At 70.4% G+C, this 19,712-nt stretch carries 19 protein-coding genes; 11 read left to right on the top strand and 8 right to left on the bottom strand.

Annotation, left to right across the window (positions count from 1 at the left end; all coding sequences use genetic code 11):
* Positions 1 to 10: 10 nt before the first annotated feature.
* The 5 genes from fumC to DRB06_RS03880 all read left to right on the top strand — a co-directional run bounded on the left by fumC (position 11) and on the right by DRB06_RS03880 (position 4,110).
* Entirely contained in the window at positions 11 to 1,438 is a 1,428-nt protein-coding gene (gene fumC / locus DRB06_RS03900; protein WP_073328112.1) for a class II fumarate hydratase, read from the top strand.
* A gap of 132 nt (positions 1,439 to 1,570) precedes the next feature.
* Positions 1,571 to 2,017, top strand: a complete 447-nt coding sequence (locus tag DRB06_RS03895) for a VOC family protein (protein ID WP_111819170.1) — start codon at positions 1,571 to 1,573, stop codon at positions 2,015 to 2,017.
* A 68-nt stretch (positions 2,018 to 2,085) separates the two neighbouring features.
* Positions 2,086 to 2,769 (top strand): DUF1345 domain-containing protein, encoded by a 684-nt coding sequence (locus DRB06_RS03890; RefSeq protein WP_111819169.1) that lies wholly within the window; start codon positions 2,086 to 2,088, stop codon positions 2,767 to 2,769.
* Positions 2,770 to 2,853: 84 nt separating this feature from the next.
* Positions 2,854 to 3,258, top strand: a complete 405-nt coding sequence (locus tag DRB06_RS03885; RefSeq protein WP_258522130.1) for a DUF1304 domain-containing protein — start codon at positions 2,854 to 2,856, stop codon at positions 3,256 to 3,258.
* Positions 3,259 to 3,327: 69 nt separating this feature from the next.
* On the top strand, positions 3,328 to 4,110 hold the full coding sequence (locus DRB06_RS03880; RefSeq protein ID WP_234416152.1) for an SGNH/GDSL hydrolase family protein: 783 nt from the start codon (positions 3,328 to 3,330) through the stop codon (positions 4,108 to 4,110).
* A gap of 16 nt (positions 4,111 to 4,126) precedes the next feature.
* Here the strand turns inward: DRB06_RS03880 and DRB06_RS03875 are convergent, their stop codons facing one another.
* Both DRB06_RS03875 and DRB06_RS03870 read right to left on the bottom strand, forming a co-directional pair.
* Entirely contained in the window at positions 4,127 to 5,137 is a 1,011-nt protein-coding gene (locus DRB06_RS03875) for a zinc-binding dehydrogenase (protein WP_220092964.1), read from the bottom strand.
* 19 nt (positions 5,138 to 5,156) lie between these two features.
* Positions 5,157 to 5,750: a PadR family transcriptional regulator gene (locus tag DRB06_RS03870; RefSeq protein ID WP_111819168.1), complete on the bottom strand. Its 594-nt coding sequence runs from the start codon at positions 5,748 to 5,750 to the stop codon at positions 5,157 to 5,159.
* Between the two features lie 158 nt (positions 5,751 to 5,908).
* Between DRB06_RS03870 and DRB06_RS03865 the strand changes: the two genes are divergently transcribed.
* Genes DRB06_RS03865 through DRB06_RS03850 form a run of 4 tightly spaced genes read left to right on the top strand, consistent with a single transcriptional unit; the run spans position 5,909 to position 9,025 of the window.
* Positions 5,909 to 6,763 carry an ABC transporter ATP-binding protein gene (locus DRB06_RS03865; RefSeq protein ID WP_073328163.1) on the top strand — a complete coding sequence of 285 codons (855 nt, stop codon included), beginning with the start codon at positions 5,909 to 5,911 and terminating at the stop codon, positions 6,761 to 6,763.
* Positions 6,760 to 7,419 (top strand): ABC transporter permease, encoded by a 660-nt coding sequence (locus DRB06_RS03860; protein ID WP_073328121.1) that lies wholly within the window; start codon positions 6,760 to 6,762, stop codon positions 7,417 to 7,419. The genes DRB06_RS03865 and DRB06_RS03860 overlap by 4 nt, the downstream gene beginning before the upstream one ends.
* Positions 7,416 to 8,093 (top strand): ABC transporter permease, encoded by a 678-nt coding sequence (locus tag DRB06_RS03855; RefSeq protein WP_108966857.1) that lies wholly within the window; start codon positions 7,416 to 7,418, stop codon positions 8,091 to 8,093. Before DRB06_RS03860 ends, DRB06_RS03855 begins: the two co-directional genes overlap by 4 nt.
* A complete protein-coding gene (locus DRB06_RS03850; protein ID WP_108966860.1) occupies positions 8,084 to 9,025 on the top strand; it encodes an ABC transporter substrate-binding protein in 942 nt (313 codons plus the stop codon). Before DRB06_RS03855 ends, DRB06_RS03850 begins: the two co-directional genes overlap by 10 nt.
* Positions 9,026 to 9,063: 38 nt before the next feature.
* Here the strand turns inward: DRB06_RS03850 and DRB06_RS03845 are convergent, their stop codons facing one another.
* The 4 genes from DRB06_RS03845 to DRB06_RS03830 form a co-directional block, all read right to left on the bottom strand.
* Positions 9,064 to 9,681, bottom strand: coding sequence for a dihydrofolate reductase (locus tag DRB06_RS03845; RefSeq protein WP_073328126.1), 618 nt, complete (start codon positions 9,679 to 9,681; stop codon positions 9,064 to 9,066).
* Entirely contained in the window at positions 9,678 to 10,574 is an 897-nt protein-coding gene (locus DRB06_RS03840) for a thymidylate synthase (RefSeq protein ID WP_073328129.1), read from the bottom strand. Before DRB06_RS03840 ends, DRB06_RS03845 begins: the two co-directional genes overlap by 4 nt.
* A gap of 107 nt (positions 10,575 to 10,681) precedes the next feature.
* Positions 10,682 to 11,128, bottom strand: coding sequence for an OsmC family protein (locus tag DRB06_RS03835; RefSeq protein ID WP_073328131.1), 447 nt, complete (start codon positions 11,126 to 11,128; stop codon positions 10,682 to 10,684).
* 121 nt (positions 11,129 to 11,249) lie between these two features.
* Complete coding sequence (locus DRB06_RS03830) at positions 11,250 to 11,747, bottom strand: DUF2505 domain-containing protein (protein ID WP_073328134.1); 498 nt, start codon at positions 11,745 to 11,747, stop codon at positions 11,250 to 11,252.
* Positions 11,748 to 11,864: 117 nt separating this feature from the next.
* Here DRB06_RS03830 and DRB06_RS03825 point away from each other — a divergent pair, with 117 nt between their 5' ends.
* Positions 11,865 to 13,325, top strand: coding sequence for a sensor histidine kinase (locus DRB06_RS03825; protein WP_111819167.1), 1,461 nt, complete (start codon positions 11,865 to 11,867; stop codon positions 13,323 to 13,325).
* 77 nt (positions 13,326 to 13,402) lie between these two features.
* Here the strand turns inward: DRB06_RS03825 and DRB06_RS03820 are convergent, their stop codons facing one another.
* Together DRB06_RS03820 and DRB06_RS15755 are read right to left on the bottom strand one after the other, a co-directional pair.
* Positions 13,403 to 13,651: a WhiB family transcriptional regulator gene (locus tag DRB06_RS03820; protein ID WP_067939003.1), complete on the bottom strand. Its 249-nt coding sequence runs from the start codon at positions 13,649 to 13,651 to the stop codon at positions 13,403 to 13,405.
* A 236-nt stretch (positions 13,652 to 13,887) separates the two neighbouring features.
* Positions 13,888 to 17,160 carry an FtsK/SpoIIIE domain-containing protein gene (locus DRB06_RS15755; RefSeq protein WP_181575179.1) on the bottom strand — a complete coding sequence of 1,091 codons (3,273 nt, stop codon included), beginning with the start codon at positions 17,158 to 17,160 and terminating at the stop codon, positions 13,888 to 13,890.
* A 166-nt stretch (positions 17,161 to 17,326) separates the two neighbouring features.
* Here DRB06_RS15755 and ligA point away from each other — a divergent pair.
* The coding region (gene ligA / locus DRB06_RS03805) for an NAD-dependent DNA ligase LigA (protein ID WP_111819166.1) at positions 17,327 to 19,712 on the top strand (2,386 nt) is incomplete at its 3' end.

Below are 19,712 nucleotides of genomic sequence, written 5' to 3'. Positions count from 1 at the left end.
GCCTTGGACCATGGCACCTGAGAATTCCACCGGCGCGACGACGCGCACCGAATCCGACTCCATGGGCACCGTCGAGGTCGCCTCCGACCGCTACTGGGGTGCGCAGACCGAGCGCTCTCTGCACAACTTCGACATCGGCCGCGAGACCTTCGTCCTGTCCCACCCGCTGATCCGGGCCCTGGGCGTGCTCAAGAAGTCCGCCGCCCTGGCCAACGCCGAGCTCGGTGAGCTGCCCGAAGACATCGCGAAGTTGATTGCCCAGGCGGCCGACGAGGTCATCTCCGGTGAGCTCGACTCCCACTTCCCGCTCGTCGTCTTCCAGACCGGCTCGGGAACCCAGTCCAACATGAACGCCAACGAGGTCATCTCCAACCGCGCCATCGAGCTGGCCGGCGGCCAGATGGGCTCCAAGACCCCCGTCCACCCCAACGACCACGTCAACCGCGGCCAGTCCTCCAACGACACCTTCCCCACCGCCATGCACATCGCCGTGGTCTCCGAGCTGGCGGCCATGTACCCGCGGGTGCAGCAGCTGCGCGACACGCTGGACGCCAAGGCCAAGGAGTTCGACGACGTCGTCATGGTCGGTCGTACCCACCTGCAGGACGCCACCCCGATCCGTCTGGGCCAGGTCATCTCCGGCTGGGTCGCCCAGATCGACTTCGCGCTGGACGGCATCCGCTACGCCGACTCCCGTGCCCGTGAACTCGCCATCGGCGGCACCGCCGTCGGCACCGGCCTCAACGCGCACCCGAAGTTCGGGGAGCTGGCCGCCAAGAAGATCAGCGAGGAGACCGGCATCGAGTTCAAGCAGGCCGACAACCTCTTCGCCGCGCTGGGCGCTCACGACGCCCTGGTGCTGGTCTCCGGTGCTCTGCGGGTGCTGGCCGACGCCCTGATGAAGATCGCCAACGACGTGCGCTGGTACGCCTCCGGTCCTCGCAACGGCATCGGCGAACTGATCATCCCCGAGAACGAGCCCGGCTCCTCCATCATGCCCGGCAAGGTCAACCCGACTCAGTGCGAGGCCATGACCATGGTCGCCACGAAGGTCTTCGGCAACGACGCCACCGTCGGTTTCGCCGGCAGCCAGGGCAACTTCCAGCTCAACGTGTTCAAGCCGGTCATGGCCTGGTGCGTGCTGGAGTCCATCCAGTTGCTGGGTGACGCGTGCGTGTCCTTCGACGAGCACTGCGCCTACGGCATCGAGCCGAACCGGGAGAAGATCCAGGCCAACCTGGACTCCAACCTCATGCAGGTCACCGCCCTCAACCGCCACATCGGCTACGACAAGGCCTCCAAGATCGCCAAGAACGCGCACAAGAAGGGCCTGTCCCTGCGCGAGTCCGCCCTCGAACTGGGCTTCGTCACCGCCGCCGAGTTCGACGCCTGGGTGGTCCCGGCCGACATGACCCACCCGTCCGCCGCGGACGAGTGAGCCGGACGGCCGGTCCGTCCTGAAACGCTTAGACGGCGTCCCCGGCACCCAGGTGTGGCGCCGGGGACGCCGTCTCGGCCAGACCGGTTGCAGCCTGCGCAGTCGACGCCGCCACAGCCTGAAAGGACCGCCATGCCCCGTATCGACCACGCCGCCATCTGGGTCGCAGACCTGGAGGGCACCCGCGACTTCTACCTGCGCTGGTTCGGTGGACGCGCCAACGGCCAGTACCACAACCCCCGCACCGGACTGCGCACTTACATCATCACTTTCGACGACGGCGCGCGTACCTCCGCCGGCCGAGGCACCCGCCTGGAGCTCATGTCCCGCCCCGACGTCGCCGCCCACTCCGATATGGAGGCGCTCGGCTGGGCCCATATCTCCTTCGCGCTGCCGGACCGGGCGGGCGTGGACGACCTGGCTGAGCGGGCCCGCGCCGCCGGCGTGCCGGTCATTGACGGGCCCCGCCAGACCGGCGACGGCTACTACGAGGCGGTTCTGCTTGATCCCGAGGGCAATCGGGTGGAGATCGTCGCCGGCGACTACACCGATGCGGTGGCCGAACGCCCCGGCGTTTGAGCCTCCGCATTCGCCACACCTCAAGGACCTATCCGCATGTCGGCCACGGCTCGTGGCAGGCTTCGACCATGACGCGATCGAGTACCGTCGGCCTTGTCGTAGAGGCGCTTCTCATCATTTTAGCGCTGGTGTCCATTATCGGAGGCAACAGCGACCTGGCCGCGTACTGCTCCGCCGCCTGGGTGCTCCTGGCGCTGACCTATGTGACCAGCCTGGTGTGGGCCGCCTGGCGTCGCCGGGTACTGCCGGAAGACCTTGAGATTCGAGAACCGGCCCTGAAGCTGCATCCTCGGCTGGTCTCGCTTCTGGGCTCGGCGCCGGTTATTGCAGCGCTGATGGGCCTGATCAATGTGCTGGTTGGAGCGAACATCCCCCAGGAGCTGGTAGACCAACTCTCCAGCGTGCACAGCGCTGAAGAGACAGAGTCCCTAATCAGGATAATCCAGGTGGTCTTCACAGTGATGACCATCCTGATGGCGGTGCTCGGTTGGGCGCTTCTCCACCTGGGATATGCCCGGCATTACGAACGTCTGGACCACCTGTACGGGCCGGCCCTGCAGTTCCCGGGCACAGCGGACCCGGATCTCACCGATTACGTGTACTTCTCCCTGACCGTGGGAACCACCTTCGCCACCTCGGACGTCGCCGTGACCTCTCGCCGCCTGCGCTGGACAGTGGCGGTTCACTCCGTCTTCGCCTTCTTCTATAACGCGATCGTGCTGGTGGTCGCGTTTAAGTTCATCACGGGCTGACCGGGATCCGCGGAGCGGCGACTTCCGAATCGCCGCCCGGCCCGCGCCGCGGCATCACCAACCACCCCCCTTAAGCTTCGGCCCGTGAATGCACTCCTCGTCATCGGCCTTCTAGCCGCGGTCCTCGCCGCAGCCCTGCACATGCTCATCTTCTGGATGGAGTCGATCGCCTGGGAGGGTCCGCTCGCCCGCAAGACCTTCGGCGGAAGTCCCAAGGAAGCCAGACCACACGCCTTCTACGCCTACAACCAGGGCTTCTACAACCTGTTCCTCGCGGTGGAGGCCCTGGTCGGCGTCGCCCTCATGGCCCTGAGCTCCGGCGCATGGCACACCGCGGGCAGCGCCCTGGCCCTCTACGGTACGGGCTCTATGCTCGCCGCCGCGCTGGTACTCGCCCTGAAGTCCCCGGCACACCGCCAGGCTGCGCTCAAGCAGGGGGCGTTCCCACTGATCGCCGTTGTGTTCCTGGTCTTGGGGCTTTTGCACTGAGCCGCGCTGCCCGAACGATCGGCGTTGCCCAACGACGGCTCCGAGAATAAGTTACTAGACTGCCAGTTCGTGAATCCCATTGACCCCGACCCATCCCGGCCCCGCACGGTCCCGGTATCCCTGCTTCGTGCCGCCCGTCGACCGATTGCGGCGGCAGAGGCGGCACTGGCGCAGCACACCGTCCACCTGGCGCCCGAACCGCCCGGGGAGCGCTTCGGCCTGGTCACCCCGGACGGAGACGCAACGCCAGGGGCGGACAGTCAGATGAAGAGCATCCCGCTCCGTTTTGAGGCCATTGGCGACTCACTTGTGGCCGGCTCCGGCGTCGATGACCAGTCCGAGGCGCTGGTGCCGCGCATCGCCCGGCAAGTCGCCGCCGGGACCGGTCGCGACGTGCACTGGTCCACACATGCGCGGTTGGGCGCAACCATGCGCCGCGTCCGCTACCGCTTCCTGCCGGAGCTCGACGGCGCCGACGTCGTCTTCGTGTGCGCCGGCTCCAACGACCTCATGGCACGCCGCACGCTGACCGAATGGGAGGAGGACCTGAACGCGGTGCTCGACGGCGCGGCCGCTGTGGCGCCGCATGTGGTCGCCTGCTCCGCCGGCCAGTTGTACAAGAGCCCCGCCCTGCGGCCCACCCTGCGCGCGGTGCTGCGCGAATGGACCGACGTGCAGACCGACGCCTCCGCCGCGATCTGCGAGGCGCACGGCGTGCCCTACGTGGACGTCGCCCACTGCGAACTGGTCGACGACTTCTGGGCCGCCGACGGCTTCCATCCCTCGGCCGCCGGTTACGCGATGGCGGCCGACATGATCGCCGAAGCGGTCATCACCGAGCTGGCCGCCTGACCGGCGTCCACGCCGCTCACGCCCAGGGCAGGCCGACCAGCTTGCCGGTGTGCGCGCCGGCGGCCATGTCCCGCTGCGCCTGAACCACGTCCTCCAGCGGGTAGGTGTGCACCGGCAGGAAGTCCAGGGCGCCCGTCTCAATCCGGTCCAGCACCCGCTGCAACTCCGCTTCCGGCAGGTCGGAGGCCTGGCCGGAGTAGGTGGTCAGCCGCACCCCGTTCGGGATCCAGTCCAGCGGATAGAAGTCCTTGATGGTCCACGAGTCCGAAAGCATGCCGGTGAAGCACACCGTGCCGTGCACCGCGGCGGCTTGCAGCGAGTCGCGCAGCGTCGGCACGCCCACCAGCTCCAGCACCGCGTCCACCCCCGCGGGCGCGTGCCGACGTACCTGCTGTGCCACCGCGCCGTCGTCGCGCAGTGCCATCACGCCCCGGGAGGAGAGCAACTCCAGTCCGGCATCCCGGCGGGAGGTCGCGTAGACCGTGCAGCCCATGTCAAGTGCGAGGGCTGCCGTGGCCAGTCCCAGCGCCGACGTTCCGCCGCGCACCAGCAGGCTCTGCCCGGGTTGCAGATTCAGTCCGGTGGTCAGGGAGCCGTAGGCGGTCTGCAGTGTCTCCGGTACCGAGCCGATCACCTCCCAGGGCAGGTCCGAGTGGAAGGTGATGACCTGCTCGCGCGGCACCACCACGTACTGGGCGTAACCGCCGTCGAAGGCCCGGCCCATGCCGCCCATCATGGTGACCGCCAGGGTTCCCGGGGCCAGACGCCTCTCGGGATCCAGGTCCACGACGCCGGAGGCCTCGATCCCCAGCACGCGCGGATAGCTCATGCCGCCTGCCTGTCCGGTCACCGAGTGGTACTCGCTGCGGTTCATTCCGAAGGCCATGACCTTGAGTCGTACCCAGCCGGGCCGCGGCTGCGGGACGGGCACGTCCATTACGTGCAGGTTCTCAATGCCGGGGGCGGTCAGCACGGCGGCGCGCATGCTCGCGGGCGTGGTGGTGTCAGACGGTATGGCGGCGGTCATCGGATAACGCTCCTGGGGTTTAGGGAAGTGGTTCGGGATGCCGGGGCCGGCACTCCGGCACCTGGGAGTCCGGAGTGGTGCCGGCCTCGTCGGCGGGGGCGGCCAGCACCTGCTCCAGCCAGTCGATCTCCGCCTTACGGGACGCGGCCACGATGCGGATCATGCCGCGCCGGTACGGATCGGGCTCGGTGCTGGAACGGCGCGGCGCGCCGTCGTCGTAGAAGAATGCGGGTGCCGGCTCACGCAGCACGGCCAGACGTCGACGCAGCACGGCCTCGCGCTCGGCCGGATCGGGCAGGCGGGAAAGGAAGGCGAGCAGAACCAGGAAGCGTGGCTGGGAGGCGATGTCGACCTCGGCGGGATGGCACAGCAGATCAAGCAGGCGCTCGCGGCCGGCCGCCGTGATCTCTAGCCGCTTGCGGGGGCGTCCCCGGGCTCCCGGCTCGTCGGTGCGGACGAGCAGACCGGCCTTTTCCAGGCGTGCCAGAGCGGGGTATAGGGAGCCCTCGGAGAGATGACTGCCGGGCCCGTCCAACTCGTTGATCCGGCGGCGCAACTCATAGCCGTGCAGCGGTCCCTCGGAGAGGAACCCTAAGATCTTGAGTTCAAGCACGCCGTCACACTACATCGAATCGACATATCCGCAAAGCGTTGTTACGGTAGGGCGACGTCGCCGCTCGGCGGAGGAGAGGAGACAGTCGTATGGGACTGGGAACCGGGACTCGGATCACCGACGCGTCCGCGCCTGCCACCGCAGGTTCCAGGCCGGCCATGACAGGGGCCAGCACGATCGAGTTCTCCGATGTCACCAAGCGCTACCCGGGACCTGCCGGCAACGGGGCCGCCGTCGACTCCTTCTCCGCCGTGCTGCCCGCCGGCTCCATAACCGTCCTGCTCGGCTCTTCGGGCTGTGGGAAGACGACCCTGCTGCGCATGGTCAACCGCATGGTCGAGCCGACCGCCGGCCGGATCCTCCTCGACGGTGAGGACGTCCAAGACGGCAGCCCGGTGGCCCTGCGCCGTTCCATCGGCTACGTCATGCAGAACGCGGGACTGTTGCCTCACCGGCGGGTGCTGGACAACATCACCCTGGTGCCGCGCCTGAACGGCACCGGCCGGTCCGCGGCACGGGCGCGCGCTCGCGAGCTGATGGACATGCTGGGCCTGGCGGAGGACCTGGCCGACCGCTACCCGGGGCAGCTCTCCGGCGGCCAGGCCCAGCGCGTCGGTGTGGCCCGCGCCCTCGCCGCCGACCCCGGCGTCCTCCTCATGGATGAGCCCTTCGGCGCCGTGGATCCGCTCGTGCGCCGCGACCTGCAGCGAGAGTTGCTACGCATTCAGGGCGAACTCGCCAAGACGATCATCTTCGTGACCCACGACGTGGACGAGGCCCTGATGCTCGGTGACGAGATCATCCTCTTGCGCGAGGGCGCCCAGATCGCGCAGCGCGGCACCGGCGCACAGCTGCTCGCCGATCCGGCCGACGACTTCGTGGCCCGTTTCCTCGGGCTCGACGACGCCGACCGCGTCCTGCGCCTGGCCGACGTCGCCGGCGGCCGGGTGGTTCTGGACCGGGTCGGCCGGGCGATAGGGCGGATCGACGCGGACGCGGAGATGCGCTCGTGACCTGGGTCCTGAACAATCTCCCGGCGATCGGCTCCTATCTGATCGCGCACGTGAGTCAGGCGGTGCCCGCGATCCTTGCGACCCTGGTGCTCGGCATCCCGATCGCCCGCCTGACCCAGCGGTTGGGGCCGCTGCGCGGCGTCCTCGTCTCGGGCGCCTCCCTGCTGTACGCCATCCCCTCGCTGGCGCTGTTCGTGATCCTGCCGGTCGTGCTCGGCACCGGTATCCGCGACACCATCAACGTCGTCGTCGCATTGACGCTCTACGGCCTGGCACTGCTGGTGCCCACCACCGTAGACGCGCTCGACGCCGTCGACCAGCGGGTGCTCGACGCCGCCACCGCCATGGGCATGGGGCCGCTGCGCCGCTTCGCCACCGTGGAACTGCCGCTGGCCGGGCCGGCGATTGTGGCCGGCCTACGCGTCGTCACCGTCTCCACCGTGTCGCTGACCACGGTCGGGGCGGTTCTGGGCGTGCGCAGCCTGGGCTGGCTGTTCACCGACGGCTACCAGCGTGGCATCACCGCGGAAATCCTCGCCGGAATCCTCGCCACTGCTCTGCTCGCGGTCGCGCTCGACGGCCTGGTGGTGCTGGGCGGACGCGCCCTGCTGCCGTGGGCGCGCCCCACGCGGCTGCGTGAGGGGGCGATGGCGTGAACTACGTCGGTGAGGCGATCGCCTACATTTTCGCCGCCGCCAACTGGTCCGGATCGCTCGGCATCGGGCGGCTGCTGGTGCAACACATCGGGTACTCGCTGCTAGGGGTGGCCGTTGCCGCCGCCATCGGGGTGCCGTTGGGCTGGTGGATCGGACACACGGGGCGGGGGCGGGGCGCCGCCATCGCTCTGGCCGGCGCCGTGCGGGCCCTGCCCACCCTCGGCCTGATCACCCTGTTCGGGCTCGCCCTCGGCGTGGGCCTATCCGCCCCCATGCTCGCCTTCATCGTCCTGGCCCTGCCCAGTGTGCTGGCCGGCGCCTACACCGGCATTGAGTCCGCAGATCCCGTCGCCGTCGACGGCGCCCGCGCCAGCGGCATGAGTGAGATCCAGCTACTCACCCGCGTGGAGATCCCGCTGGGCGCCCCGCTGCTGGTGGGCGGCCTGAGGTCCGCCACCCTGCAGGTGATCGCGACCGCGACCCTGGCCGCCTACACCGGCGCCGGCGGGCTTGGGCGGCTGATGTTCCTCGGTCTCAAGACCCAGGACTACGGCATGATGCTGGCCTCCTCACTCATGGTCATTGCCCTGGCTCTGATATCCGAACTCATCTTCATCCTCCTCCAGCGCGCCGTCACCCCGGTCGGTGCACGTAACCGAAAGGAATCCCCGTGAATCCCAATGCTGACAAGCGCACGGTGCTCACCCGTCGCAGTGTCCTGGCCGGCGGTGGTCTGCTCGCCGTGGCCGCCACGCTCGCCGCCTGCTCCAACTCCGACCCGCTGTCCTCGGGCACGGCCTCCGGCACGATCGTAGTGGGCAGCCAGCAGTACTACTCCAATGAGATCATTGCCGAGCTGTACGCCCAGGCGCTCGAGCAGGCCGGTTTCACCATCGACCGCCAGTATCAGATCGGGCAGCGCGAGGTCTACATCCCCGAGCTCGAATCGGGGGCGATCAGCGTGCTGCCAGAGTACGGCGGCAATCTGCTGCAGTACTACGACTCCGATACCGACGCCACGGACTCTGAGTCCATCCACGCCGCCCTGTCGGACGTGCTCCCGGACTCGTTGATGGTGCTCGACTATGCCGAGGCCACCGACCAGGACTCCTATACCGTGACCAGCGAACTCGCCGAGGAGTACGGCCTGGTCTCCATCGGCGACCTGGCCAAGCTCGACGGCACCGTGATGGTGGCGGCGAACTCCGAGTTCAAGACGCGTCCCTACGGCCCGACGGGCATCAAGGCCGTCTACGGGGTGGATGCCGACGTCTACCCCGTGGAGGACGACGGCGGATCGCTTACCATCGGCGCTCTCAAGGACGGAACGGTGCAGGCGGCCGACATCTACACCTCTTCGCCCGCCATCGACGCCAACGACCTGGTGGTCCTGGAGGATCCGGAGGCACTGATCCTGCCGCAGAACGTGACTCCGCTGGTCGCCGCCGACCTCGACGAGGGCGCCGTCACCGCGATCAACGCCGTCTCGGCGCTGCTGACGCCGGAGGCGCTGCGCGCGCTCAACGCCCGTTCGGTGGACGAACAGCTCGACTCCGCCACGATCGCCACCGACTGGCTCACCGAGCAGGGCATCCTGTCCGACTGAGTGCGTCCCATCACCGCCCTCGGCGGGCGCGTGTTCGGCTACGACACCGGACCGTGGTTGCCCGGACGGCGCAGGTAGTGCTCAACCCGCCAGGTGGCGTCCCCGGAAGCGGGGCGCCACTGGCCCGGCGGGTCCGTACAGGGGCCGCCCGGACTCCACTGCGACGGATCAAGCGCCGGAGCGTGCACCAGAAGCCCCGGGTCCATGCCCGCCGCGGCCGCGCGGGCACCGGCGTCCAGGTCGATCACCGACACCAGTAGTTCGTCCACGCAGTCGGCCGCAAGCGCCTGCGCGTATACGCTGCCGCCGCCGATTACCCACACCCGTGGCAGGGTGCGGTAGATGCCCTCGCGGGGATCCTCACCGGGGGCATCGACGGCGTCGTGCGCCGCCGCCAACCCGGCACGCAGGTCGCGGGCCACTACCGCGTCCTGCGCGGCCCAGTCCGGCCTGCGGGTGAGCACGATGCTCGTGCGCCCGGCCAGTGCGCCCCCGATCGACTCCCAGGTGGTGCGGCCCATGACCACGGCACCGCCCAGGGTGGCCGCCCGAAAGTGGCGGAAGTCGGCGGGCACCCGCCACAGCATGCCTCCGTCGGCGCCGATGATGCCGTAGCGATCCTGTGCCCAGATCGCCCCGACGGCACCGCCGCTCACACCGCCACCGGCGCCTTGATCGTCGGATGGTGCTGGTAGCCGGCGGAGGCGTCGATGTCATCCATGGTGTAGGCATCGATCGAGTCGGCCCGCTTCAGCCGCAGCCGCGGGAACGGGTAGGCCTGCGGGACCCGGGACAGCTGCTCGCGGACCTGGGAGACGTGGTTGTTGTATATGTGGCAGTCCCCGCCGGTCCACACCAGTTCCCCGACCTCCAGCTCCGCCTGCTGGGCAAGCATGTGGGTCAGCAGCGCGTAGGAGGCGAGGTTGAAGGGCACGCCCAGGAACAGGTCCGCTGAACGCTGGTAAACCTGCAGCGACAGGCGCCCGTCGGCCACATAGCACTGGAAGAAGGCGTGGCACGGGGCCAGCGCCATGCGATCCAGTTCGCCCACGTTCCAGGCGGATACGAGCATGCGGCGGGAGTCGGGGTCACGGCGCAGGGTCTCGATCACCCCGGTGATCTGGTCGATCGCCCCACCGTCCCGGGCCGGCCAACTGCGCCACTGGGCGCCGTAGATGGGGCCGAGCTCGCCGTCGGCGTCGGCCCACTCGTCCCAGATGGTGATGCCGCGCTCCTGCAGCCAGCGGGCGTTCATGTCGCCGCGCAGGAACCACAACAACTCGCCCTTGACGGCCTTCATGGCCACGAACTTGGTGGTGATGCGCGGGAAGCCTGCCGTCAGGTCGTAGCGCAGTTGCCGGGCGAACACCGAGCGGGTGCCCGTGCCGGTGCGATCGCCCTTGGAAACGCCGTCTAGCAGAACCTCGGCCAGCAGGTCCTCGTAGGCTGCGTCCACGCCGGCCGGTGCCTCCAGACCCAGCCGCGCCAGGTGCGGATAACGCCTGGTCTCGCCGTGGCGGTGCGCACTCTGCTTACCGCTCTCACTCATGTGCGAACCTCCATCTCAACGCCGCGCCGGCCTTCGCTGGGGGCACTCTATCGACTCCCGTCGCGACCGTGCGGCATGCGGGCCCGACGCGGCGCAGGACCGACCGGCTATGCGTCGGGGTCGTCGAGCAGGTGCAGGCGCAGGCCGGCGCCGTGCTCCAGGGTGTGACCGACGGTGCAGCCGCGTTCGATCGCACGGTCCACCCGCTCGCCGAGCGTCTGGCGCTGCTCGGGGCTCAGCGAGGCGAAGTCGGCGACGATCTGCACGTCCAGATCGCTGTAGCGCTCCTCCTCCTCATGCTTAATGGAGGCGGCGATGACGTTGGCGTCGAAGTCCTCACCGAGTGCCTTGGCCAGCCGGTGGTCGGCGGACAGCGCGTTGCAGGTCGCCAGGGCGAGCTTGAGGAGATCCCCCGGGGAGAACTCGCCCGGGCCCATGCCGACGCGCACCTCGGCGCCGCGGGCGTTGTGGCCCAGGTACTGGCGATTTCCGGTGCGCTCCGCCCACACCGAGTTGGACTCGGTGGGAGTGATGACGTCATTGAGGTCGTTCATGGGGGAGATGGTGTCACAGGGCCGGTGGGGCGACTAGCGCATGCGCGTTGGGCGGAACGGGAATATTCGGTAGCGCTCGCCGGGACGTCCCCTCAGGCCGGTCCCGGCACGGCGGCTCCGTTCAGGCGTTCAGCCAGGCGGCGCCCCGGCGCTCCTCGTCGGCCACAACCCGGTTCGCCTGTGCCAGCGCCTTCTCCTCCACGCTGCGCCCCACCAGGGGCACGGAGACCGAAAGATCCAGGTCGACGACGACGCGGGTGGACTCCCCGCCGGCGTCGGGGCGCATGCTGGTGGTGGCGCCGGCCCTTACCGGGGCCCCCTTGACCGCGAGGTCGAGGCTGCCGCTGCGTGAGCCGTCGTCGGCGGGTTCTCCCCAGGACTCGGTCAGGCCGAAGGAGACGGCGGAGCGGACGAAGCGGGCGGCGGCCGCCGGCAGGTGGCCGGGTGATACCGATCCGGAGATGGTCGCCACGAAGCCGCGGCCGCGTGCGGCGACGTCGACGGAGGCGTCCTCCAGCTGGAATCGCTCGATGCGGCCACGCTGGTAGGCCGGATCGGCCAACATGGCGGCCACGCGATCCGGGCCGGCGGGGTAGGTGATCGTGACGCGCTGCTTCATGGTCCCGATCCTGCCACGCCTCGGCGGGTTGCGCCCACGACGTGCCGGGCCCTGGTTGCGGACGTGTCCCATGGCTCGGGAAGCCGAGCTCCCACCTGTACCCGGTAGCATCGGGGCGTGTCGAGTCTTCTGCCCTCCACGGTCCGCGGCGTCGTCAGCCTGCCCCCAGCCGACCTCGACTGGCTTCATCAACTCATGGCGGACTGGCAGGTGATCGCGGACCTGTCCGTATCCGATCTGGTTTTGTGGGTACACACCGACTCCGGCCGGTTCGTGGCTGCCGCGCATTCGCGTCCGGCTACCGGTGCCACCGTGCACCTGGAGGATGTGATCGGTCGACGCATGCCCGCCGCCCGCGAGGCCATGGCGCTGGAGGCACTGATGAGTGGGCAGATCGTGGTGGCGGCCGCCCCGGAGTGGACCGGCTCTTCGGCAGTGCGCGAGGAGTATGTCCCGGTTATTCACGGCTCCCGTGCAATTGCCGTCGTCACCCGGGAGACCGCCGTCGGCGTGCTGCGCGGCGGACGCATCGTGGACAAGCCCCTGGAGGAGCTGGCCGACGCCCTGTGCCTGATGATCGCGCAGGGGAGCTTCCCCATCAACGGCGCCGCCACGGCCGTGCGCCACGGCACCCCCCGTGTGGGCGACGGCGTGGTCAGCCTGGATGACGACGGCGTGGTCACCTACGCCTCACCCAATGCTCAGTCCTGCTTCCACCGGCTCGGCGTGGAGGGCGACATCGAGGGCAGTCAGCTCGCCGAGGCCGTCACCAGCATCATTCCCGAGCGCACTCCCGTGGATGAGACCATGGCGGTGGTGCTGATGGGGCGGCAGGCGTGGTTGACCGAGGTGGAGGTTGGTGGCGTATTCCTGTCAATGCGCTCGATTCCGCTGCGTCGTGACGGGGCACGGGCGGGCGCCCTGCTGTTGGTGCGCGACGTCTCGGAGATTCGGCGTCGGGAGCAGGTGCTGATGAACAAGGACGCCACCATCCGCGAGATTCACCACCGGGTCAAGAACAACCTGCAGACGGTTTCCGCGCTGCTGCGAATGCAGGCGCGCCGTGCCACCAATGAGGAGACGCGTTCCGCCCTGACGGAGGCGGAGCGACGCGTGGGCACGATCGCCACCGTGCATGCGGCGCTGAGTCAGAACGTTGATGAGCAGGTCAACTTCGACGAGGTGTTCTCCTCGGTGCTGCGTTCCGCCGCGGCCGTGGCCACCCCCACCGGGCAGGTATCTACTCGCCTGGAGGGCAAGTTCGGGGTGATCGAGGCCGACGTGGCCCAGGCCTTGGCCACCGTGCTGGCCGAACTGGTGACCAATGCGGTCGAGCATGGGCTGGAGGATCGCGACGGCACCGTGACGGTGCGGGCGCAACGCGACGGCGAGCAATTGACCGTGCATGTCATCGACGACGGGGTGGGCCTGGTCCCCGGCAAGGAAATGACCGGCCTGGGCACACGGATCGTGAACACCCTGGTGCGTGGTGAGCTACGCGGCTCGATCGACTGGCGTCCCGCCCCGGGCGGGCAGGGCACCGACGTGGTCCTGCACGCCCAACTTGGTGGGGCCTGAACCCGGGACGACGGGGCGGACGGTGCAGTGGGAAAGGGGCCGGTGGCGCACCGGGGTGCGGCGCGCCACCTGACGGCTCAGGAGGAGCGGCGGGCCCGGGCGGCGCGCCGCTTGAGCGAGCGCCGCTCGTCCTCACTCATACCGCCCCACACGCCGGCGTCCTGGCCGTTCTCAAGCGCCCACTTCAGGCAGGTGTCGACCACGTCGCAGCGGGCGCACACCTCCTTCGCCTCCGCGATCTGCGCGATCGCGGGGCCGGTGTTGCCGACGGGGAAAAAGAGTTCCGGGTCAACCGTGAGACAAGCTGCCTGGCTCCGCCAGTCCATAGAGGGCTCCCTTCGGGGACGTGAATGCTGCTGCGGTGCGCGTGACGTGCCGTCCCGAATTCGCCGAGGCGGGCGCTGGACCACCGCGTCCTGCCCCCAACTTTCACACGCCGACCGGGCCGGGGCAAGACCTCGCAGGTGAGACCTGTGCCGACGGCCTGTAGTGATAGTCACAGTCCCGTGCGTCGTTTCTGCAATGGTTACAGGAGCGAAACCTCGGCTCGACGCGCTCTACGTTAGCGGTCTGCCCCATCCGCCGCCACCTGCAGCGGCGTGATGGCACCGCGCCACACCAGCACGCCCCTGCCCGGCACGGTCGCGCCGCGCGGATCAATCGCCCCACGCAACTGGCGCCCCGCTGCCTGCGCCGCCGGCCCCAGCCCCGGCCACAGCACGACGACGGCGCCCCGCTCGCGCAGCACGGCCAGCGGTCCCCGATAGGTTCCCGCGGCCCGCTCCGTGGTTGCCGCCGCGATCACCCGACGCCCCTGTCCGAGCGCCTCCTCCACCCGTGCCTGCGTCGCCGCATTGCTGAGGTCCAGGTCGTCCACGACCAACGGTTCCTCGGCGCCGAGCCGGCCCCGGATGCAGCTCGCCAGGGCAGCGACCGCGCAGCTGCGCCCCGACCCCGGTGGGCCGACCACGAGCACACTGCCGTCCGGCAGCGGCACCGGGGCGGCCTCATCTCCGCCCACCGCCCACACGCCCGGCGCGGGGGCAACCAGCCGGGGAATCTCCTCTAGTCGGCGCGGTCCCGCCCCGAGGCCGGGCCACTCGTCCGCAGTCGGCACCACCACCTGGCAGGCGATCGCGTCGCCGCCGTCGAGCAGCACTCCGCGCCCGGGCCCCGAGCCGGTGACGACGCCGCGCGGCAAGCCCGCCAGCGAGGCCTGTGCCGGCTGTACCGCCCCCAGCACGAGCCGGCGTCGCAGCGGCACGGCCCAGCGGGCATTGGCCACCGTCAACGGTGCGGCCACCAACACCCCGGTGCCGGTCGACGTTGCACCGCGCACCAGCGACTCCAGCAGTGCCTGTCCCTCACCCGGCCCGAGCGCCTCATCCACGGCCGACAGCATCACGTCAACGTCGTCGATCGCCAGCAGGTCCCCGTGTAGGGAACCGGCGGCCGCCAGCGACCACAGGCGGGCGAGCCGGCGCGGATCCTGGCCGCCTACGACCGTGCCCACCCCGGCCCGGCCGGCCAGAGCCGCAGCGGGGGAGCGGGGTTGTGCGCACACATGCACCGTCATCCCGCTTCCGAGTGCACCCAGGGCGGCGGTGTACACGCCGGTCGAGCGGCCGCAGCCCGGCGCCCCCATGAGCAACAGGGGCTCGGAGGGCGACCACTCCCAGGTGCCCAGGCACTGGCTCTCCGGCAGATCCGTCAGCAGTAGCGTGCACCCGGCCTTGTCCGCCTCCGGCCGGGCGAGCGGGGACGCACCCGCTGACGCGCGCGTGGGGCCGTGGGTGGCGAGCGCTTGCGCCTGCTGGCGGTCCACGTGCGCGGGTAGCGGCAGCGCCCAGGGACGCCAAGGAGCCGCCGCATCCGCGGCGGCCGCGATCTCACCGACCAGCGCCGCCAGATGCCGTTCCGTACCACACCAGGGAGCCTGCAGCACCGGCTCGGACTGTCCCTGAACCCCGGTCGCGACAATCACCCGCCCCGGATGCGCCGGCAGGCGTGCGGCTCCATCGTGTCCCAGGATGTCGCGCGAGTCGGCTGGATCGAGTACTCGCAGACACACTCGCAGATTCGTGTTGGCGCGAATGGTGGGCGAGACCGCGCCACTTGGACGCTGGGTGGCCAGGATCAGGTGTATCCCGAGGCTGCGCCCCTGGGCGGCCACCCGCACCAGTGCATCCAGCACCTCCGGATGCTCGGCCGCCATAGTGGCGAACTCGTCGACCACCAGCACCAGTCGCGCGGGGGCATCGGCCGGGTCCAGGTAGGAGACGTCCTTGGCGCGGTGCTGGGCCAGCAGGCGCTCGCGGCGGCGCACCTCGGCCTCCAGGGAGGCCAGGGCCCGGCGCGTGCCCGCCGGATCCAGGTCGGTCAGGACTCCGGCGGTATGCGGCAGCTCGGCGAGTGGACCGAAGGCCGCGCCGCCCTTGTAGTCGACCAGAACCAGGCTCAGCGCCGAAGGCGGGCGGGTGGCGGCCAGTTGCAGCAGCCAGGAGATGAGCAGCTCGGACTTGCCGGACCCGGTGGTGCCGGCCAGTAGGGCGTGCGGCCCGTCCCGGACCAGGTCGACCGCCACCGGGCCGCCCGCGCCCACCCCGAGCACCGCGGGCAGGCCGGCGGGCACCATCTGCTCCCAGCGGTGCCGCAGGAGACCGCGGTCGATCTCCGCGCATACCTCCTCCAGACGCACCGTGGACGGCGGCCCGCCGTGTCCGGCGCCATCGGCTCCGTCCTGTACCGGCAGCCCGGCGACGGCGCGCAACGTGGCCCACCATCGTCCGCCGGGGTCCGGCGCCCGCCCGCGCACCGGCAACACGCTGACCGCCCGGGCCGGTGCTCCGCTGCTGGCGGCCGTGACCGCCACCTGACTGCGGCGTCCCTCGGGCCCCCAGGACACGCGCACGCTGGCATCGCCGGCCTGCACCTGCCCGAGGCCGCGGGCAAGCACCTGCGCGCCCCACCAACGCACCGCTCCGACCGCCCACGGCCCGGTCAGGGCAATCCGGTCGCCCGCCGCCACCCGCAGTACCGTGCGTCGACGCCGCCGTCCGGTCCACGCCCTGATCGCCTCCTCGTCGTCGGCCCTGCCGGCGGTCTCCGGCTGGTTGCGGCCGCCCGCGTGCCGCACCGCCACGGCCAGCAGCATGCCGGCGGGATCGGGAGTGCGTGCCCGGGCCCCGCGCCAACCGGCGGTCCCGGCCTGGCGGCCGGCGCCGCGTCCCCGCCCGAGCAGGGGCAGCAGTCGCAGCGCTGCCATCATGCCCATGGGGGCCATGGCCAGCGCCCCCATGGCGCCGCGGCTGCCGGTGCGCACCGCGACAACCGCCAGCACCCCCAGCAGCAGCACCGCCAGCGCCGAGCCTAGCGCCATCCACCGGTTCTGTGCCGAGGTTGGTGGCTTCGGCGGGTGCAGGTCGGCGGGGCGACGCCGCAACTCCGCCACGGTGTCGCCCAGGCGCAGCCGGGTTCCTTCTCGGCAGGTGTGTGGGCGGTTCCCCAGCCTGCGCCAGCACCAGCGGCGGCGCACACGCGCACCGTTGGCAGAGCCGGCGTCCGACAGCAGCACGCCGCGGGGTGTTTGGCGCACCCGCAAGTGGGAGCGGGAGACCGCCTGATCGGTGAGCACGCCGTCGCGCCCCACCGTGCCACGTTCGGGCAACGGGATCACCAGTCCCTCGTCGCGGCCGGAGAGGACGGCCAGGTGCCAGGTGGAGGACAGCGCCGCATAGGCGGCCGCCGCGGCCACCGCCACCTCACCGGTCATCGCCGTGGGGCCGGATTCGGGAGCGGCGGGGGCCCGGGTGCCGGGGGAGAAGTCGGAGTGCATGCCATGAGCCTGCCTTCGCCACCGGTGGGCCGCCGGGGGCCTGTGGAGATGCCGCCGAGGGGGTGTCGCGAAGCGCGCCTGTGGACTTCGGCGCCGTACCTGTGCGCCCCGCCGGCACCCGCCCTGTCGGCAACCGCGGGGGAGCGCCTTGGGGGAAGATGGCCCCATGAGCGAAGCCCGCCCCACGCCTCCAGCCGCGTCCGCCACCGCCCTGACCGGCGTGCCCGCCGCCATACGCACCCGCTGGAGCGAGCTCGTCCGGGACATTGAGCGCGCCCGCGACGCCTACTACGACGCCGTCGACGCCCAGAGCCCGTGGTCCGACGCCGAATACGATGCGCTGTACCGCGAGCTGGAGGCCTTGGAAACCGCCCACCCCGCGCTGCGGCTGCCCTCCTCACCGACTCAAACGGTGGGCGGACGTGCGGTTACGGACTTCGCCCCCGCCCCGCACCATGAGCGCATGTACTCCCTGCAGGACGTGTTCAACCTGGACGAAGTGGAGCAGTGGGCGCAGCGCATGGCGGCCGAAACCGGGGTGCCCGACGCCGAATTGCCCATGACCGCCGAGGTCAAGATCGACGGCCTGGCGGTCGCCCTGACCTATGAGCACGGGGTGCTCACCCGTGCCGCCACCCGCGGCGACGGCGTGGTGGGGGAGGACGTCACCGGCAACGTCCGCACCATTGACTCCATCCCGCTGGTGCTAGCCGGCGACTCGCACCCCGACCTGTTGGAGGTGCGCGGCGAGGTGTACTTCCCGGTCGAGGCCTTCCATGAGTTCAACGAGCGGCGCCGTACCGAGAACCTGCAACGGGAGGCGGACGGCCGCCCCCGCTTGCAGGTGTTCGCCAACCCCCGCAACGCGGCCGCCGGCTCCCTGCGGCAGAAGAACCCGGCGGTGACCGCCGCGCGTCCGCTGTCGATGATCGCCCATGGCGTCGGCGCCATCATCCCGGCCTCCGGGGAGCAACTGCCAACCTCCCAACATGCCTGGTACGAGCTGCTCTCCGCCTGGGGCCTGCCGGTCTCTCCCTATAACGCGGTGGTACGGGGCCGGGCCCAACGGGAGGCCTATATCGCCCGCTACGCCGACCACCGCCACGACCTGCTGCACGAGATCGACGGCATCGTGTTCAAACTCGACTCTCGTCCGCTGCAGGCCGAACTGGGGTATACTTCGCGCGTACCCCGGTGGGCCACCGCCTACAAGTACCCGCCCGAGGAGGTACACACCCGTCTGCTGGACATCGACGTCCAGGTCGGCCGTACCGGCCGGGTGACCCCCTTCGGGATCATGGAGCCCGTGCTGGTGGCCGGTTCGCGCGTCTCCCGCGCCACCCTCCACAATGCAGCCGAGGTCGCCCGCAAGGGTGTCAAGATCGGCGACTTGGTGGTGCTGCGCAAGGCCGGCGACGTGATCCCGGAGATCGTGGGACCCGTGCTCGAGCGGCGCGACGGCAGCGAGCGGGACTTCGTCATGCCGCAGCATTGCCCCTCCTGCGGGACGGCGCTGGCGCCGGCCAAGGAGGGCGACGTCGACCTGCGCTGCCCCAACACTCGCTCCTGCCCGGCGCAACTGACCGAGCGCATCGCCCACATCGGCTCCCGCGGCGCACTGGACGTGGAGGGGCTGGGGGACGAGGCCGCCTCCGCCCTGACCCAGCCCGATGCCGGACGCGTCGAGGCACTCGCGGCCGTAGCTGCCGGCCACGTGCTGGAAACCGAGCGGGGGCGCCTGCGCCTGCCAACTGAAGAATTGCAAGCGCTGCACCCCGCGGAGCGGATCGGGGCCGCCGAGGCCCTGCTCGCCGAGGGGGACGCGCCCGCTCAGCGGCCGGTCCTGACCGGTGAGGCCGCCCTGTTCGAACTGACGGTCGACGATCTGCGCGACGTGTTCGTCTACCGTCCCATCACGCGTGGCGGCGTCCCCACCGGCGACTGGCGGCGGTTGCGCTTCTTCTGGTCGAAGCAGCTCTACGCCAAGGACGGCGCGATCAAGCGTCCCACCGCCGCCGGCAAGAACGCCACCGCAATGCTGAAGCAGCTTCAGGCTGCCAAGCAGCAACCGCTGTGGCGGGTACTGGTGGCGCTGTCGGTGCGGCACGTCGGTCCGACGGCGGCCCGGGCACTGGCCGGGCGCTTCGGCTCCATGGATGCGTTGCGGGCGGCGAGCCTGGAGGAATTGGCGCAGGTCGACGGTGTGGGACCGACCATCGCCGCCGCCTGGCAGGACTGGCTGGGCGCCGATTGGCACGAGCAGATCCTGACGCGCTGGGCGGCAGCGGGGGTGCGCATGGCGGACGACGCCGAGCCGGCCGGGCAGACGCCCCAGACGTTGGCGGGCCTGACCGTCGTCGTCACCGGCACCCTGCAGCACTTCACCCGCGACGGTGCCAAGGAGGCGATTGTGGCCCGTGGCGGCAAGGCCTCCGGGAGCGTGTCGAAGCGGACGAGTTACGTCATCGTTGGCGAGAACGCCGGTTCTAAGGAGACCAAGGCCCGGGAGCTGGGGCTGCCGCTGCTGGACGAGGCCGGGTTCGAGACGCTGC

The sequence above is a fragment of the Actinomyces sp. Z5 genome, assembly GCF_003287795.1.
Lineage (GTDB): Bacteria > Actinomycetota > Actinomycetes > Actinomycetales > Actinomycetaceae > Actinomyces > Actinomyces glycerinitolerans.
This window is presented reverse-complemented; position numbering and strand designations above follow the sequence as displayed.